We start from the raw sequence: 14,905 nt of genomic DNA on the forward strand, positions 1-14,905 counted from the left end.
CGCCATTTTCGCCGGAACGTCTAGAGCGCCGTATACGAAGCCAGAAAATATATCCGGTACTCCCGGCCACCGAACGGACGGCATGAAACGCATAGTCGCAGCTACGATGGCGGTGTTGTTGATGAGCGCGGCGGTGGCGCCCGCCGCGACGGGGTCGACCGGGGCGACCTCGGCCGACGCGTCGACACAGAGCGCCGAGGCGTTCGCCGGCGCGCACGTGTCGTTCCAGACTGAAGGGAACGGCGTGACGAACTACACGGTCGACGGACAGATGATCGCCGAGAACGTCTCCGTCGAGTCCGCGAGCGCCTACGAGGGCCGCCTCGGGCTCGGCGCCGACGTACAGCTCTCGGCCGTGACGAACCTGGCCGGCGCCTCCACGTCGCTGGCCGCCCAGACGAAGACGAGCGCCACCGTCGAGACCGGCGGCTCGGCCGAGCTCCGCGCCCACGACAGCGACCACGGGCAGCTCGTCGTCGACGCCGGCGGCGAGAGCCAGTACGTCCGGGCGAACCTCTCCGAGGACGCCGAGACCGAACAGAACGGCGAGTCGCGCCTGACGGTCGAGACCGCCGACGGCGGCGAGGCGACGTACCTCGTCGTCGGCGACGGCGAAGTGACGACCAACGAGGAGGGCGACGTCGCCGCGTCGCTCTCGAGTGACGCCCAGCTCGTCGTGCGAACGTACGACGAGTCCAAGAGCGAGAGCGACGAGCGGATCGAGCAGTACGTCGCCAACGGCACCGCGACCGCCGAGGCGTACGTGACCGAGCGGAGCGGCGAGATCGTCAACTCGACGGTCGCGTACGGCCAGGAGACGACGGTCGAGGCGAGCCAGACCGCCGAGAGCGAGGTCACCGTGACCGTCGACCGCGCCGAGAGCGAGGGCAAGATCCTCGTGACGAGCGTGAGCGAAGCGGCCGTCGGGAGCGTCGACGACCTGAACGTCACGGTCGACGGCGAGGCCGCCGCCGAGGTCGAGAGCTACTCCGAGCTGGAGGGCGCGATCGGCAACGAGCCGCGCTACATGGTCGTCAGCGAGGGGAGCGCCGACGCCGACGCGACGGTGCTCGTCGGGATCGACCACTTCTCGGAGCGCCAGGTGACGATGAGCGGCGACGAATCGGGCGACGGTAGTTCGGACGACGGGCTGCCCGGCTTCGGCGTCCTCGCGGGGCTGACCGCGCTGCTGAGCGCGGCCGGTCTCGCGCGGCGCCGATAACCCGAGCGACGACCGCGACGGATCGACGACGCGGTTTCTTTTCGCGGCGGGCGACGAACGTAACCGACCGCGCGGCGTACGCCCGACGTGGTCAACGCGTTCTGGCTCGACCGGGACACAGAGCGGGCGGTCCGGTGGCTCGTCGATCGGCACGTCACGAGCAGCGTGTTCGAGTGCGCGATGGTGCTGACGACGGCCGTCCAACTGAACGGCTATCCGGAAGACGACGAGCTGTATTTCACCCACCCGGACCACCCGCTCACGCGCTGGGCCGCGGCGTCGCGATCGAACTGGGAGCGGCTCCGCGAATACACCCGGCTGGCCCACGAGGAGTGGCGCTACCGCTGGGACCACGGCCCGGAGCGCGTGCACAAGTCCTGGGAGACGGTGCTGTCGCTGGACGGCGATGCCGTCGACGCGCTGGCGTGGCCCGAGGAGGGCCGCAGCGACCCGCCGCAGGTCACCGGCGAGTGGCGAGCGGAGGACTACGTCGACGCCTACCGGCTGTACTACGCCAACGAGAAGCGATCGCTGTTCGAGTGGTCCGGCCGGGAGCGGCCGCCGTGGCTCGATGAGTACGCGTTCCCCGAAGGACCGGAGAGTCACCCCTTCTGAGGTCCGCCCGGCGCCGCGGCGGCGGCCCGTCGCGACGCCGAGCGGCCCCTTCGATCAGTAACCGTCGCGCTAGTGCGCCCCCGGGGCACGACCGCGGGGGCCTTTTGATGTAGCCGCCCATATAAAGGAGCGCATGACTGATCGAGAGGTTCTGTCGGAGTGTCCGCCGAGCGCCAAGCTGGTGTACAAGGTGCTGGAACACGACGGGGAGCTGACCCAGCAGGAACTCGCCGAGGCGACGATGCTCTCGCCCCGAACCGTCCGGCACGCACTGTCGGACCTCGACGAGGAGGGGCTGATCGACCAGCGCGTCTACCTCGCCGACGCCCGCCAGAAGATCTACTCGCTGCAGGACGCCGAGGCCGAGGCCGACGTCGACGCCGCCGCGGTGTGACGCGAAGCGTTTCTACGCTTCGAGTCCCGACGCGCCAGTCGCCCCGACGCTACCCGCCGAGCTGTTCTCCCGTGTGCTCCTCTTGAGCGTGCTCTCTGAGCGTATCCTTCGTGTCGAACGTGTCGCCACAGAGGTCGCACTCGTACTCGTCGGACATGCGGGTCCGACTACCACGAGCGAGAACAAAAACGGCGGGCGGCGGCGCACCAAAGCCTAAGCGCCCGCTCGCGGACAGCTACGTATGGGAAGCGGGGACCGGAGCGCCGTGGGACGCCGCGACGCCCTGCGACTGGCGGCGACGAGCGGCGCCGTGCCGCTGCTCGCGGGCTGTTTCGGCGAGAACGGCGGGAGCGGCGGGGACGGCGGGGACGGGGGAGGCGGCGGAACAAGCGGCGCGGGCGATCCCGCCGATCCCGACGGCCCCCGGGAACTCGTCGTCGGCACCGCCGCCGAGTTCCCGCCGTTCGAGTCGACCGAGGCGTCCTCGCCGGTCGGCTTCGACGTCGACCTCGCGACGGCCGCGATCGAGGCCGTCGAAGGCTACGAGCTCGCCGAGTGGCGCTACGACCGGCTGTTCTCGTCGCTGCCCGGCGCGCTCGCGGACGGCGACGTCGACGTGCTGGCGGCGGCGCTGTCGATCACCGAGCCGCGACAGGGGGATTTCGCGTTCACCGAGCCGTACTTCGACACGCGCCAGGCCGCGCTCGTCGCGGACGACGACTGGACGCCCGCGTCGCTCGACGAGCTGGCCGGCCGGACGCTCGGCGCCCAGACCGCCACCACCGGGGAAGCGCTGATCCAGACGGAGCTGATCGAGCCGGAGCTGGTCGAGCCCAACGAGTACGCCTCGTGGGACACCTACCCCGCGGCCGTCGCGGCGCTGGAGCAGGGGACGGTCGACGCGGTCGTCGTCGACGCGCCCGCCGCCTGGTCGTTCGCGGCGGACGGACCGGCGTCGATCGCTTTTCTCGTCGGCGACCGCGTCGAGCGCTACGGCTTCGGCGTCCGCGGCGACGAGGCCGAGCTCCGCGACGCGCTGGACGAGGGGCTACTCGCCGTCCGCGAGAGCGGCCGGTACGACGAGATCGCCGCCGAGTGGCTGTCGGCTGACGAGGACGTCGTCGAGGAAGGCGGTGCGAGCGGCGCGAACGAGTCCGGCGACTGAGAATCCGGTTCGCGCCGCTCGACGCCGACGCGGAGACGGCTCTCGGCGGCGTCGATCGGATCGCGAGAGCGGCGCCGCTCGGTAGTTGCGCTAAAATGCTGAAAGTAGGAAGCGAACCCGCGTCAGACCGCCTTAGAGGCGCTCGACGTTGGTCGCCCGGGGGCCCTTGGGGGCCTGTTCGATGTCGAACTCGATCTCGGTGCCTTCCTCGAGGTCCGGGCCGCCAACGTCTTCCATGTGGAAGAACACGTCGTCGTCCGCGTCGTCCGTCGAGATGAAACCGTAACCGCCAGTGTCGTTGAAGAAGTCAACTTCGCCTTTCGCCATTGCAACCTATCGGAGGCACACCACAGGGATAAGGCCTTCGTAACAGTTTTTGCCGGGAGACGCGCTGGCACGGGACTCGAAGTGACGGGCAGAGCGACTCGCTCAGTCCGTGGGACTCCATCGCGCGTCCGCGAGCGTGCGCTGGACGACGTCCTGCCCGACGGCCTCCGCGAGCGTCTCGAAGGCCGCCTGCTCCGAGCGGTCGTCGGCGCCGGCGACCAGCCGCGAGACGATGAACTCCGGCGTCGACCGGCCGACCGTGCCGAAGCGCGGCTGGTAGTCCACCAGCAGATCGAGCTCCGGCGAGAGCCCCTCGGCGAAGATGCCGTCGACGCGCGCGGTCTCTGGCAGCGGTTCGAGGTCGTCGGCGAGGTGCGTGACAAAGGCGCCCAGCGCGGCGCGCTCGACGGTCAGCGTGACGAGCCCGTGGAGCAGATCGGCGGCGCTGCCGGGCTCGGTGATCGCCTCGAACTCGTCGACGAGCATCAGGGTGCGCTCGCCCGCCGAAACCGGCGGAACGATCGAGCGCAGCGTCGATTCGAGGACGCCGGCGTTGAAGCTGGCGTGCCGGCGGTGGAACACGACGGCGTCGAAAACGGAGACTTCGGCGCGCTCGGCCGGCACGGGCAGGCCCATCTGGGCCAGCAGCACGATCTGGCAGAGCGTCTCCAGCAGCGTCGTCTTCCCGCCGCTGTTCGCGCCGGTGACGACCGCGACCCGGTCGTCGTCGGGCGGCGTCGGGTTCTCGCGCGCGCCCGGCCCGGCGGTCGGGTCGACCTCGCCGAGGTCGTGCGAGCCGACGGCGTACGTGACGGGCTGGACGCGTTCGTCGTCCGCGGCGAGCAGGGAGAGATTACGAGCCGCGACCGCCGCGACAACGTCCCGCTCGCCCTCGACGTACGTCGGCCGAACGAGGTCGTAGGCGTCGGCGAAGCGAGCCAACGAGAGGTAGAAGGCGACGTCGTCGACCGCGGCGACGGCGGCGTCGACGTCCTCGCGAGCCTCGGCGACCGTCCCGCGGAGGTCGCTGGCGACCAGCTCTTCTCGGGTGGAGACGGCCTCGCGCAGGTCGTTCGAGAGCTCGCGCAGCGTCGTCCCGGCGAAGTCGGTCGCGTCGACGGCGTCGCCCGGCATGGCGTCCCGGACGCGGTCGACGGTGACGCCGGCCTCCGAGCGGACGTGTTCGAGGAAGGCGTCGCGGAACCCGTCGCCGTCGCGGACGCCGTCCTCGCGCAGCTGCTCGATGACGTCCAGCGCGTTGGCTTCCAGCCGGTCGGCCGCCGCCAGCGATTCGCGCAGGTCGTCGAGCTCCTCGTCGACGCCCTCGGCGACGCGGCCGTCCTCCAGTCCGCCGAGCGCCTCGGCCGCCTCGGCGATGGCGTCCCGATCGAGTTCGGCGAGCGGGGCGAAGGGCGAATCGGCACCGCTATCTGCGGACTCCACGACGCCGGCGTCCAGCAGCGCGAGCGCGGCCTCGACGGCCGGGCGCTCGCCGGCGCCGGCCTCGTCGTAGCGCTCGAAGGCGTCGAGCACGCGCTCGCGCTCGGCATCGTCGAGCGCCGTCCAGACCGCGCGGACCGCCTCGACGTCGTCGAGGCGCTCGTTCATCGGGTCGGTGTCGAGCAGCGGCGTCAGCACGCGGATCCGGTCGGCGGCCTGCCGGGTGACCGCGTACGCCTGGATCAGGTCCAGCAGCTCGCGGTAGACGTCGCGAGCGTCGCCGGTCGCGAGCACGTCCATCCCCTCGCCGCCGTTGGCTCGCCGCAGGATCCGAGTCGCGCGGCCACGCGAGAGCCCGGCCTCGGTCAGCGCGCGGACGTCGCCGCTCTCGATCGCCGCCACGGCGTCCTCGACGCCGATCGACGCCGTCAGCCGCTCGCGGGTCTTCGGGCCGACGCCCCAGTACTCCTCCAGTCGCATACCGTGTGAGTCCCACCCGCGGGCTATCAGTGCTGTGGTCCGGTCGCGGTCGCGTCGACGTCCTGCCGAGCCGCGATCGGAATCCCGGAGCGCGCCGGGCCCCGCGTTTACGGAGTCCGCTGTGGTACTCGGGCGCGATGGCGGAGGGGACCGAGGCCGGAACGGACGTCACCGACTGGCTCACGCTGTACGGCAGCCGGTACGCCGTCGCGGCGCTGGTGCTGGTCGTCGTCGCGGCCGTCGTCGCGACGCTCGTCGTCGCGGGCGTCGTTCCGCCGACGAACGCCGACGCGATGCTCTACCTGTTCAGCGCGTTCGTCGGCGGCAACTTCACGCTGATCACGGTCGTGCTCTCGATCAACCAGCTGGTGCTGTCCCAGCAGCTGCAGGCGCCCGACGAGATCCGCTCGGAGATCGAGGCGACGATCGAGTACCGGCGGGACGTCGAGGACGTGACCGGGGTCGACGTCCTGCCGGTCGTTCCCAGAGCCTTTCTCCGCCAGCTCCTCGAGAGCACGCGCCAGCACGCCCAGGCGCTGGGCGGACTGGTCGCGAGGACCGGGCGGCCGGACCTCGAACGCGACGTCGACGACGTGGTCGAGGCGGTCACCGCGAGCGCGGACCGTGCGGACGAACTGCTTCGGGGAGAATCGGGAGACAAGGAGATCGAGAGCGGCCGGCGCGGCGCCGACGATCCATCGGGAATGGGCATCTTCGCGGTGCTTGCGGTGCTTCTGAGCACGAACTACGCGGGCCAGCTTCGGGACGCCGCGCGCATCCGCGCCGAGCACGGCGAGGCGCTGCGGGAGCCGGAGTCGGTCGCGATCGACGAGCTGACCGACGCGCTCCGCGGGCTCGACGTCGCGCGCCAGTACTTCCGGACGATCTACGTTCAGGAGGAGCTCGCCCGACTTTCGAGGATACTGCTGTACGTCGGCATCCCCGCGATCGTCGCCGCCGGGCTGTTGCTTCCCGTCTACCGGCCACCCGGGGGTCCGACCGTCCCGCGCTGGGCGATCGGTCCGCTGTTCACGCTCGGCGTCGTCGTCTCGCTCGCGCCGATCGCGATGCTGTTCGCCTTCGTCCTCCGGCTCACGGTGGTCTCCCAGCGGACCGTCGCCGTGACGCCGTTCACGACGCCGCGCCAGGAACATCCCGGCGAGGCCGCTCAGGGCGAGTCCGACGCCGACGAGCAGGACGCGAGCGGCGAGAGCGAGGACGGAACCGAGAGCTCGTCCGACTCCCGGGACCGATCCGAAGTGCCGGGCGAGGAGTGACCGCCGCGGCGGCGCGACGTCGCTCGGCCTACGCCTCGGCGGCGTACGTCCGGTCGACGAACTCGACGATGTTGTCGGACTCGGACATCGTGACGCCACGGTCCTCGTCGACCAGCACCGGGACGCCCCGCTGGCCCGACACGCGCTTTACCTCGTTGCGGTCGGAGTGCATCGCGTCGACCCAGATCGTCTCGTAGTCGACGCCGACCTCGTCGAGGCGGTCGGCGACTTTCTCGCAGAACGGACAGCCGTCGAGCTGGTACAGCGTGACGCTCATGCCCACGAGTTGGGGCCACCGTCACTAATCGTTCACGGACGGGCAGCGGCGTCGGGACGCCGATGCGAAGGCGGCGTCGGGACGCCGACGCGAAAGCGGCGCCGCCGATCAGTCGAGCGTGAAGTTCCCGACTCGATCCAGCGCGTACCGGAACGACCACGCCGCGACGCCGAGCCAGCCCAGCAGGGCGACCCCGGCACCGGCGCGGACCGCAACGCCCGAGACGCCGACCGCGCCGGCGACCCACCCGGATCCGCCCGCGGAGATCAGCAGCCAGGCCAGCAGCGAGAACGGGAGCACCAGCAGCGAGTAGACGGCGAAGGCGGACTTGCTGGGGGCGGTCGCCTCGCGGTTGTTCATCACCTGCACCGTGCCGAAGCGCGGGAACGCGACGCCGATCCCCGTCGCGAGCAGGGTCGCACCGAGGACGCCGAGCGCGGTGACGACCGCGAGTCCCGCCGCCTCGACGATCCCGAGCGGGCCGAGAACGCCGACGAGCGCCGCCAGCACCGCGCCGGGAACCAGCGCGCAGAGCGCGCCCGCGGCGGCGTGACCGACGACGACGTGGCGGCCGCCGCGCGGGGCGCTCAGCGCGACCGGCATCGTCGCGCCCTGGTCGCCCAGCACGTTGAGGGTGAACGCCGAGCCGGCCGCCCAGACGACGAAGCCGGCGACGAGCCAGGGGACGTGGGCCGGGATCGCCCCCGAAACGTAGATCTCCTGGGCGAGCGGGAACGCGCCGAACAGCGGATAGGCGACGTACGCGAGCTGGATCGGCGCGCGGCGCGCCCGGAGCACGACGGTCCGCACGACCGAGCGGGTCGGCCGGCCGACGCCCGAGGGCAGCAGGTCGGCGACGCGATCGCTTGTCGAGGCGCCGGCGTCGGCGTCCGCGCTCGATTCGTCGTCGCCCTCGATCACGCCGTCGGCCAGCCAGTGGGCCTCGGCGACGCGTGCGCTCACGACGACCAGCGCGGGGACGACGCCGACGGTGAGCGCCGCGGCCGCCAGGATCCGCAGCGGCGCGACGCCGAGCGTCGGCACGTCGACGAGCAGGAGATCCGCGAACCAGCCGACCGGCACCGCGGCCATCAGCGGGAACGCGGCGGCCATGACGGCGCCGAGCGCGTCCGACATCAGCAGCCCGAAGTACGCGATCGCGGCGACGATCGTGATCGCGGTCTTGTTTCGGGCGATCGGCTCGACGGTCAGCAGCGCGTGGCGGAGCACGATCCCGACCAGAAAGCCCAGCGGGACCGCCCACGCGAGCACGGCCGCGACGACGACCGGGAGCGCGAGGACGGGCGCGACGGCGTGAGCGCCGACCGCGAACGCGCCCGCGAACAGAGCCAGCGGGATGCCGATCCACGTCCCGACCACGGCGGCCTCGGCGAGCAAAATCCCGACGACGGCGTCGAAGATCGGAACGGTGGTGAACAGTCCCGCGGGAGCGTCCGGATCGCCCCGGTAGTTGATCGTCCGGATCGCGACGAACGACGCCGCGCCGAGCCAGCCCATCGCGACGAGGCTGCGGACCCGCTCGGTCGCGACGAACTCGGCGACGTCGCCGCCCGTCCGGAGGTCGGCGCCCAGCCCGTGCAACAGCCCCACGAACAGCAGTATCGGGAACGCCATCATCAGCCCGACGAACCCCAGCACCGCGAGCTGGGTCCTCCGTTCGCTCATCTTGCGCCAGCCCCGTCGGAGCTCGGTCCGGGCGATCAGCCGGTGACGTCGGAACGCGGCCCCGTCGATCACGAAGGATCACCGTCCGCGCGTCGAACGTGTAATATCACGAACGTCTCTCGGGCGTGTGTTCGACGAGTCGGCCCTTGAAGTATGTGGTTTCGCCGCGGAACGCCGCGCCCGGTGGGGGATTCTATGCGACACCTGCGGTTAGGAAAGTAAATTCACGCGTACGGGAATTTATTTGTACGTGGGGTGCAGTACGGTACGATATGGAGCGGGACGAGCCATCGGGTGCCGACGAGTACGTCGAGGCCGAGATCCCGGGGGCGCTGTACGAGCGACTCGAGGCGCTGTTCCGGGAGTATCGGGGGTACGATCCGTCGTCGGTCCAGGAGTGTCTGAGCGTCGTCGCCGATCTCGCCGAGCGGCCCGACCGAGAGGCGACTCCGGCGGCTGCCGGCGAACGGCGGACGGGCTCGGACGCGACGCGGAACGCCGGCAGGACGCCGAACGCCGAGTCCGCGAAGCCCAACGAGCACGCCGAAAGTTCGACATCCTCGAAGTCCGCGACGACAAGCGAGCAGCCGAGCGACGAGCCGCCCGCGGAGATCGTCGACGCGATCGACGCCGTGTTCCCGACGAAATGGTCGGCCACCGACGACGCCGAGCGGTTGCTCCCGCTGGTCGTGCGGCGGTACGTCGCCGCGTCCGACGCCGATACGCGCGTCGAGCGCGAGAACGCCGCCCTGTCGGCGGTCGCGGCCCGCGAGGGCACGACGGCCGAGGACCTCAGGGAGACGCTCGTCGACGACGTCTACGGCGGGCCCGCGCTACCGGGCGACCTCGCGTCGGAGTTCCTCAGCGAGGGGCTCGAAAAAGTCGAGCGCCGCCTCGACGACGCCGAGCGCGAGACGCTCTCGCCGGTCGACCTCGTGGAGGGTGACGCCGAATCGGGAACCGCAGCCGACGAGGTCGGTCGGGACGACACCAGCACCGAACGTGCGACCGACCCCGACACCAGCATCGAACCCGCCGTCGACGCCGACGCGGCGTCGAACGACGGGGACGACGTCTCGATTGGACTCGACCTCGGACCCGGGAGCGGGGATCTCCCGCAGGAGCTGGCCGACGAGATGGCCAGCGACGGCGGGTCGGTCCAGGGCGTCGACGAGCGCGTCGACAACCTGTTCACGGGGCCGAACGGACTGACCGAGATCGGACTGGACTCGATGATCTCGGGCGCGCGGGCGGACTGCGAGATCTGCGGCGCCACCCGATCGGTCCAGTCGCTGGAGACGACGACCGACGCGAGCGACGACCGGCGGGTCGATCTCGTCTGCCCGGACTGCCTGTAGCGGTTTGCAAAAGCAAACCTCAAATCCCCCCGGCACACACATCTCCCGCATGGCTATCGTCGAAGCGGCGGCTGTCGTGATCCACACGATATTCGCCGCCGTCTGGGTGGGTAGCGTCGTTTTCATGACTGTCTCCGTGCTCCCGATGGCGAAAGACGGGCTGCTCGACCCCGAAGCCGTCGAGCGCGCCTCGGGCACGCTGACGAGGATCACGCGCTGGAGCGCGCTGTTGCTGCTGGCGACGGGAAGCTACATGGCATCGGAGTTCTACACGGCTGAAGGGCTGTTCGGCTCCGGCAGCGGCCACCTCGTGCTGACGATGGTCGCGCTCTGGCTGGTGCTGACCGGGCTGCTCGAGATGACGACGCGCCGCCTCGAAGACGGTCTGCAGGCCAAGCGCGTCCGCGCGCCGGCCGCCGAAACCGAGACGTGGTTCCGCGCGGCGTCGGTCGTCGGCCTCGCGCTGCTGACCGTCGCCGGGCTGCTGTCCTCGCCCGGCCTCATCTGAGCGGACATCCTTCCTCGCGATCCCAAAGCATCTTCCCCCCGCGTCTTTTGCCTGAAGCGTCGTACCCGCCCGTATGGCCGAGCAACCATTCGATCGAGAGACGCTGCTCGATATCACGGTCAACGCCGTCCCGTTCGCGATACTGGTGATCTTCATTCTCCTGTTCACGTTCGTCACGCCGTGGGGACCGCGCTTCGGCGGCCAGAACACGCTACCGTCGCTGGTCATGTACGGGCACATGCTCTTTACGACGTTCATGCTCGTCGTCGTGACCTACGTCAGCGCGAAGTACATCTCGCGCGACGAACCCTGAACGGGCGCCTGCGAGCGTTCGGCGTCCGGACGGGCGTCGGGAGCGACGAGCCAGGAGGCGGACGCCGATTCGGGTACAACAGGTGATGTAAATCCGCAACGGTTTTTCCGACGACGCGCGCACGGGGAGGCATGGCAGATTACGGACCCGAGTCGGACGACGACGGGACGCCGCGGTGGACCCGCGCGCAGGCGTCGGGGATCGAGCGCAGTCCCGACGCCGTCGCGCCGATCGTCTACCCGCCCGACGAGCAGGACGCCCCGGAGATCCACGTCTGGGACACCTGGTTCCTGCGGAACCGCGACGGGTCGATCGCGGAGATCGACGGCTACCGCGTGACGTTCTCGCTGACGGCGCCGGCCGACCTGCTGCCGGGCAAGCGCCACGACGTCGCGACGATTCGGTACTTCTACTCCCGCGACGGACGAACCTGGCACTGCGGCGGCCCGGTGTTCGAGGACACCGACGAGCAAAGCTCGGCGAGCCCTCGCTCGACTTCGTCTCGCGAGGACGGAGCCGCGCTGGGCTCGCGCCAGTGGGCCGGATCGGCGCTGTACGACGAGGACGGCGCCGTCTACGTCTACTACACCGCCGCCGGCGAGCGCGGCGAGGACGAGCTGACGTACACCCAGCGGATCGCCGTCGGCGCCGGGGGACGCGTCGAGACGACCGACGAGAGGCTCTCAATCGAGGGGCCGTTCGACCACGAGGTGCTGCTCGAACCCGACGGCGATCGCTACGAGCGGGAGGACCAGTCCCGCGGGATGATCTACACGTTCCGCGACCCGTGGTTCTTCGAGGACCCCGAGACCGGCGAGACGTGCCTGCTGTTCGAGGCCAACACCCCGACCCAAGAGGGCAGCGACGCCGGCGACGGGGATCCCCATCACCAGGAGTTCAACGGCAGCGTCGGCATCGCCGTCTCCGAGAGCGGGGATCCGACCGAGTGGGAGCTCGACGACCCGCTGCTGGAGGGCGTCTCCACCAACCAGGAGCTCGAACGGCCCCACGTCGTCGTGCGCGACGACCGGTACTACCTGTTCCTCTCGAGCCACGAGCACACGTTCGCGCCGGGGATCGAGGGGTACGACGCGCTGTACGGCTTCGTCGCCGACTCGCTTCGGGGCGACTACGAGCCGCTCAACGGGAGCGGGCTGGTCGTGACGAACCCGGCGAACGCGCCGTTCCAGACGTACTCGTGGGTCGCGTACCCCCACCGCGAGGAGTTGCTGGTGAGTAGCTTCTTCAACTACTACGATCTCCGCGGGCTGTCGCTGGACGACGTCGCGGAGCTACCGCCCGAGGAACAGCAGCGCCGGTTCGGCGGGACGCTCGCGCCGACGCTCCGGCTCGCCCTCGACGGGACGGAGACGCGCGTGCTCGGCGCGCTGGATCACGGCCACCTGCCGCTTCCGGACGAGGAGCTGCCACCGCTACTCTCGGAGTACCGGAGCGAGGATCCGGAGCAGAGCGAGTACTGAGCATCCGAGAAGTAGCGTTCGACGCCGCGGCGTCCGGACGCCGAAGCGTCCGCGGCGTCCAGTCGTCGAGGCGTCCGGACGCCCCGACGCCTACTCTTCCGCCGGCTCGACGGCCGACGCCGCGCGCTCGTCGTGCTCCCACGCCGAGCCGAGCTCCCAGACGTCCAGTGACTCGACGGTTGCGGTACCGCCGGTCGCGGCCACCGACAGCCGGTCGGCGTCGGCCGCGGTCGGGTAGATCCGCGTCGTCAGGCAGTGGCGCTCGTTGACGAACAGCTCCAGCACGGAGCCGTCGAGGTAGGCGGTCAGCTCCAGCGGCCCGTCGACGGGCGAGACGGACATCCGCTCGGGCGCTTTCGTGGATCGAGGGTCGGCGCTCGATTCGGTGCGGTCGACCTCGACGTGACTGTCCCGCGTGTACCGGATCGGCGTCCGCTCGTCGCCGTCGGCCGACTCGCAGACGGTGATCGAAAACTCGTCGGCGTCCTCCAGTCGGATTTCGGCGCGGAGTTCGATCGACCGGCCGCGGCCGAGTTCGCGTCGCTCGTCGGTCAGCTCGACGCCGCCCTCGTGCAGCCGGCGCTCGCGCAGCTCGGCGAGTTCGGCCGCGGGACGCTGGCGGAGCCGACCGTCGTCGTCGAGCTCGACGCGTCGCGGGAGCGAGAGCGTCCCGGACCAGCCGGCGTCCCACTGGGCGCTCTCGTCTCTGGCCTCCCAGCACCAGCCCCAGGTGAGCCAGCGCCCGTCGTCGGTCCGCATCGACTGGGGCGCGTAGAAGTCGCCGTGATCGAGCAGCCCGGTCGTCTCGACGTCGAACTCTCCGTCGGCGTACTCGCCGAGGTAGTAGCGGACCTCCTCGTAGTTCGAGATGTGCAACAGTCGCTTCTCGCCGAGATCGAGCAGTTCGGGGCACTCCCACATCGCGCCGTCGCGCTCGGGATCGCCGGTCAGGATCGGCCCCTCGTACCGCCAGTCGGTCAAGTCGTCGCCGGCGGTGTACAGCAGCGCCGTGCCGCCCCCGCTCTCGACGCCGGAGCCGATCAGCTGGTGCCAGCGCCCGTTTTCGTACCAGACGTTGTGGTCGCGGAACTCCGCGACCCAGTCGTCGGTCGAGCGCAGCGGCGGCGCCTCGGGAAGGTCGGAGATGACGGGGGTGGCGGACGACTTCTCCCAGCCCCGCAGGGACTGGTCCGCGGCGGTCGCCAGGCAGGGGAGCTGCTCGTCGCCCCGCCCGCCGGTGTAGAGGATCGTCGCCTCGCCGTCGTTATCGAACGCGCAGCCCGACCAGCAGCCGTCGCGGTCCGGTCCGTCCGGCGACGGCGTCAGCGCGACCGGCTCGTCGCGCCAGTGAACCAGATCGTCGCTGACGGCGTGCCCCCAGTGGATCGTGTCGTGGTACGGCCCGCCGGGGTTGTACTGGTAGAACACGTGGAACTGCCCGTCCCAGTGGATCAGTCCGTTCGGATCGTTGAGCCAGTTCGCCGGCGGGGAGACGTGGTACTGCGGGCGGTTAGGATCGTCCGACAACCGCGATCGCATCGCCGAGAGCGCGTCGGCGTCCTTCGGTCGACCGTCGACGAACGCCCCGGCGTCGGCGGCCAGCGTCGACAGCAGGTTCTCCAGTAGGCGCGTCCGATTGCGCTCGCACGTCTCGGTCGTGTCGCCGGCGAAAGTGAGTGCGGTGCCCAGCCCGGCGACGCCGCCGTCGCCGACCGACCAGCCGATCAGCGCCGGCTGGTGTGGAACATCGTCGGCATCCCGGATCGTGCTCGCGAGCACATCGCCGCGCTCGGGCAACACGTCGTCGTACCGGGCGTACGGCTGCGGGCCGTCGACCGACCGCGTCGGGACGCGCAGGTCGTCGAACCCCTCGAACGCGGAGTAGTCGTCGTACAGAGACTTGCAGAGCAGTCCGATCGTGGTCTCCGGGTGATCGACGCCGGTCGCGTCCGGCGCGACGGGATCGATCCCGAGCGCGGAGACGGCCTCCTGTGCGCGCAGCGATAGCAACAGGCCGCCGCCGGCATCGACGTAGTCTCCGATCGGATCGGCCGCGCGTTCGAGCGCCGGCTCGTCCGCGACCGACTCGTCTGCGTGCCACCAGAGGACGTCGCAGTCGGCGAGATCTACCTCGCCGGACGCGACGCCGGAAAGCGAGAGCGCCTCGACGGTCGCGCCGGTCTCCGCGCACCACTCGATCGCGGCGCGCTGCTCCGGAGTCGGATCGCCCGAAGTGACGAAGCCGACGCGACTCGCGGGATCGGTCATATACACTCAATCGTTCGCCAGACGCTATTAGGCGTGCCGACACGGGATCGGTGGCGGGAATCGACACAGGCCCCGTCAGTCATCCGAAGTAGGG

At 70.6% G+C, this 14,905-nt stretch carries 15 protein-coding genes; 9 read left to right on the plus strand and 6 right to left on the minus strand.

Going from position 1 to position 14,905, the window contains the following annotated elements:
• The first annotated feature begins 82 nt into the window (after positions 1-82).
• From ABDZ81_RS02855 to ABDZ81_RS02865, 3 genes are all read left to right on the plus strand, one after another.
• Positions 83-1,222, plus strand: a complete 1,140-nt coding sequence (locus ABDZ81_RS02855; RefSeq protein WP_343772335.1) for a PGF-CTERM sorting domain-containing protein — start codon at positions 83-85, stop codon at positions 1,220-1,222.
• An 87-nt stretch (positions 1,223-1,309) separates the two neighbouring features.
• Complete coding sequence (locus tag ABDZ81_RS02860) at positions 1,310-1,837, plus strand: hypothetical protein (protein ID WP_343772336.1); 528 nt, start codon at positions 1,310-1,312, stop codon at positions 1,835-1,837.
• Positions 1,838-1,970: 133 nt separating this feature from the next.
• Positions 1,971-2,231 (plus strand): helix-turn-helix transcriptional regulator, encoded by a 261-nt coding sequence (locus tag ABDZ81_RS02865; RefSeq protein WP_343772337.1) that lies wholly within the window; start codon positions 1,971-1,973, stop codon positions 2,229-2,231.
• Between the two features lie 49 nt (positions 2,232-2,280).
• Here ABDZ81_RS02865 and ABDZ81_RS18130 read toward each other — a convergent pair whose 3' ends face one another.
• A complete protein-coding gene (locus ABDZ81_RS18130; RefSeq protein ID WP_425541896.1) occupies positions 2,281-2,388 on the minus strand; it encodes a C2H2-type zinc finger protein in 108 nt (35 codons plus the stop codon).
• An 84-nt stretch (positions 2,389-2,472) separates the two neighbouring features.
• Between ABDZ81_RS18130 and ABDZ81_RS02870 the strand changes: the two genes are divergently transcribed.
• Positions 2,473-3,396, plus strand: a complete 924-nt coding sequence (locus ABDZ81_RS02870) for a transporter substrate-binding domain-containing protein (RefSeq protein WP_343772338.1) — start codon at positions 2,473-2,475, stop codon at positions 3,394-3,396.
• Positions 3,397-3,528: 132 nt separating this feature from the next.
• On the opposite strand, the gene ABDZ81_RS02875 is transcribed toward ABDZ81_RS02870, so the two are convergent.
• A complete protein-coding gene (locus ABDZ81_RS02875) occupies positions 3,529-3,723 on the minus strand; it encodes a cold-shock protein (RefSeq protein ID WP_097008697.1) in 195 nt (64 codons plus the stop codon).
• A 102-nt stretch (positions 3,724-3,825) separates the two neighbouring features.
• On the minus strand, positions 3,826-5,643 hold the full coding sequence (locus ABDZ81_RS02880; RefSeq protein ID WP_343772339.1) for a MutS-related protein: 1,818 nt from the start codon (positions 5,641-5,643) through the stop codon (positions 3,826-3,828).
• A 137-nt stretch (positions 5,644-5,780) separates the two neighbouring features.
• Between ABDZ81_RS02880 and ABDZ81_RS02885 the strand changes: the two genes are divergently transcribed.
• A complete protein-coding gene (locus tag ABDZ81_RS02885) occupies positions 5,781-6,920 on the plus strand; it encodes a DUF7972 family membrane protein (protein ID WP_343772340.1) in 1,140 nt (379 codons plus the stop codon).
• 28 nt (positions 6,921-6,948) lie between these two features.
• On the opposite strand, the gene ABDZ81_RS02890 is transcribed toward ABDZ81_RS02885, so the two are convergent.
• Complete coding sequence (locus tag ABDZ81_RS02890; RefSeq protein ID WP_343772341.1) at positions 6,949-7,197, minus strand: glutaredoxin family protein; 249 nt, start codon at positions 7,195-7,197, stop codon at positions 6,949-6,951.
• 108 nt (positions 7,198-7,305) lie between these two features.
• Positions 7,306-8,955: a hypothetical protein gene (locus ABDZ81_RS02895; RefSeq protein ID WP_343772343.1), complete on the minus strand. Its 1,650-nt coding sequence runs from the start codon at positions 8,953-8,955 to the stop codon at positions 7,306-7,308.
• A 200-nt stretch (positions 8,956-9,155) separates the two neighbouring features.
• On the opposite strand from ABDZ81_RS02895, the gene ABDZ81_RS02900 reads away from it, so the two are divergent.
• From ABDZ81_RS02900 to ABDZ81_RS02915, 4 genes are all read left to right on the plus strand, one after another.
• Positions 9,156-10,241, plus strand: coding sequence for a hypothetical protein (locus tag ABDZ81_RS02900; protein ID WP_343772344.1), 1,086 nt, complete (start codon positions 9,156-9,158; stop codon positions 10,239-10,241).
• Between the two features lie 49 nt (positions 10,242-10,290).
• Positions 10,291-10,749 carry a CopD family protein gene (locus tag ABDZ81_RS02905; protein WP_343772346.1) on the plus strand — a complete coding sequence of 153 codons (459 nt, stop codon included), beginning with the start codon at positions 10,291-10,293 and terminating at the stop codon, positions 10,747-10,749.
• A 73-nt stretch (positions 10,750-10,822) separates the two neighbouring features.
• A complete protein-coding gene (locus ABDZ81_RS02910; protein ID WP_343772347.1) occupies positions 10,823-11,062 on the plus strand; it encodes a DUF6684 family protein in 240 nt (79 codons plus the stop codon).
• Positions 11,063-11,193: 131 nt separating this feature from the next.
• Complete coding sequence (locus ABDZ81_RS02915; RefSeq protein WP_343772348.1) at positions 11,194-12,543, plus strand: glycoside hydrolase family 68 protein; 1,350 nt, start codon at positions 11,194-11,196, stop codon at positions 12,541-12,543.
• A gap of 90 nt (positions 12,544-12,633) precedes the next feature.
• Here ABDZ81_RS02915 and ABDZ81_RS02920 read toward each other — a convergent pair whose 3' ends face one another.
• A complete protein-coding gene (locus ABDZ81_RS02920) occupies positions 12,634-14,811 on the minus strand; it encodes a GH32 C-terminal domain-containing protein (RefSeq protein WP_343772349.1) in 2,178 nt (725 codons plus the stop codon).
• Positions 14,812-14,905: the final 94 nt, after the last annotated feature.

Origin of the sequence: Natronoarchaeum mannanilyticum (assembly GCF_039522665.1) — an archaeon.
In the GTDB taxonomy this organism is placed as follows: Archaea; Halobacteriota; Halobacteria; order Halobacteriales; family Natronoarchaeaceae; genus Natronoarchaeum; species Natronoarchaeum mannanilyticum.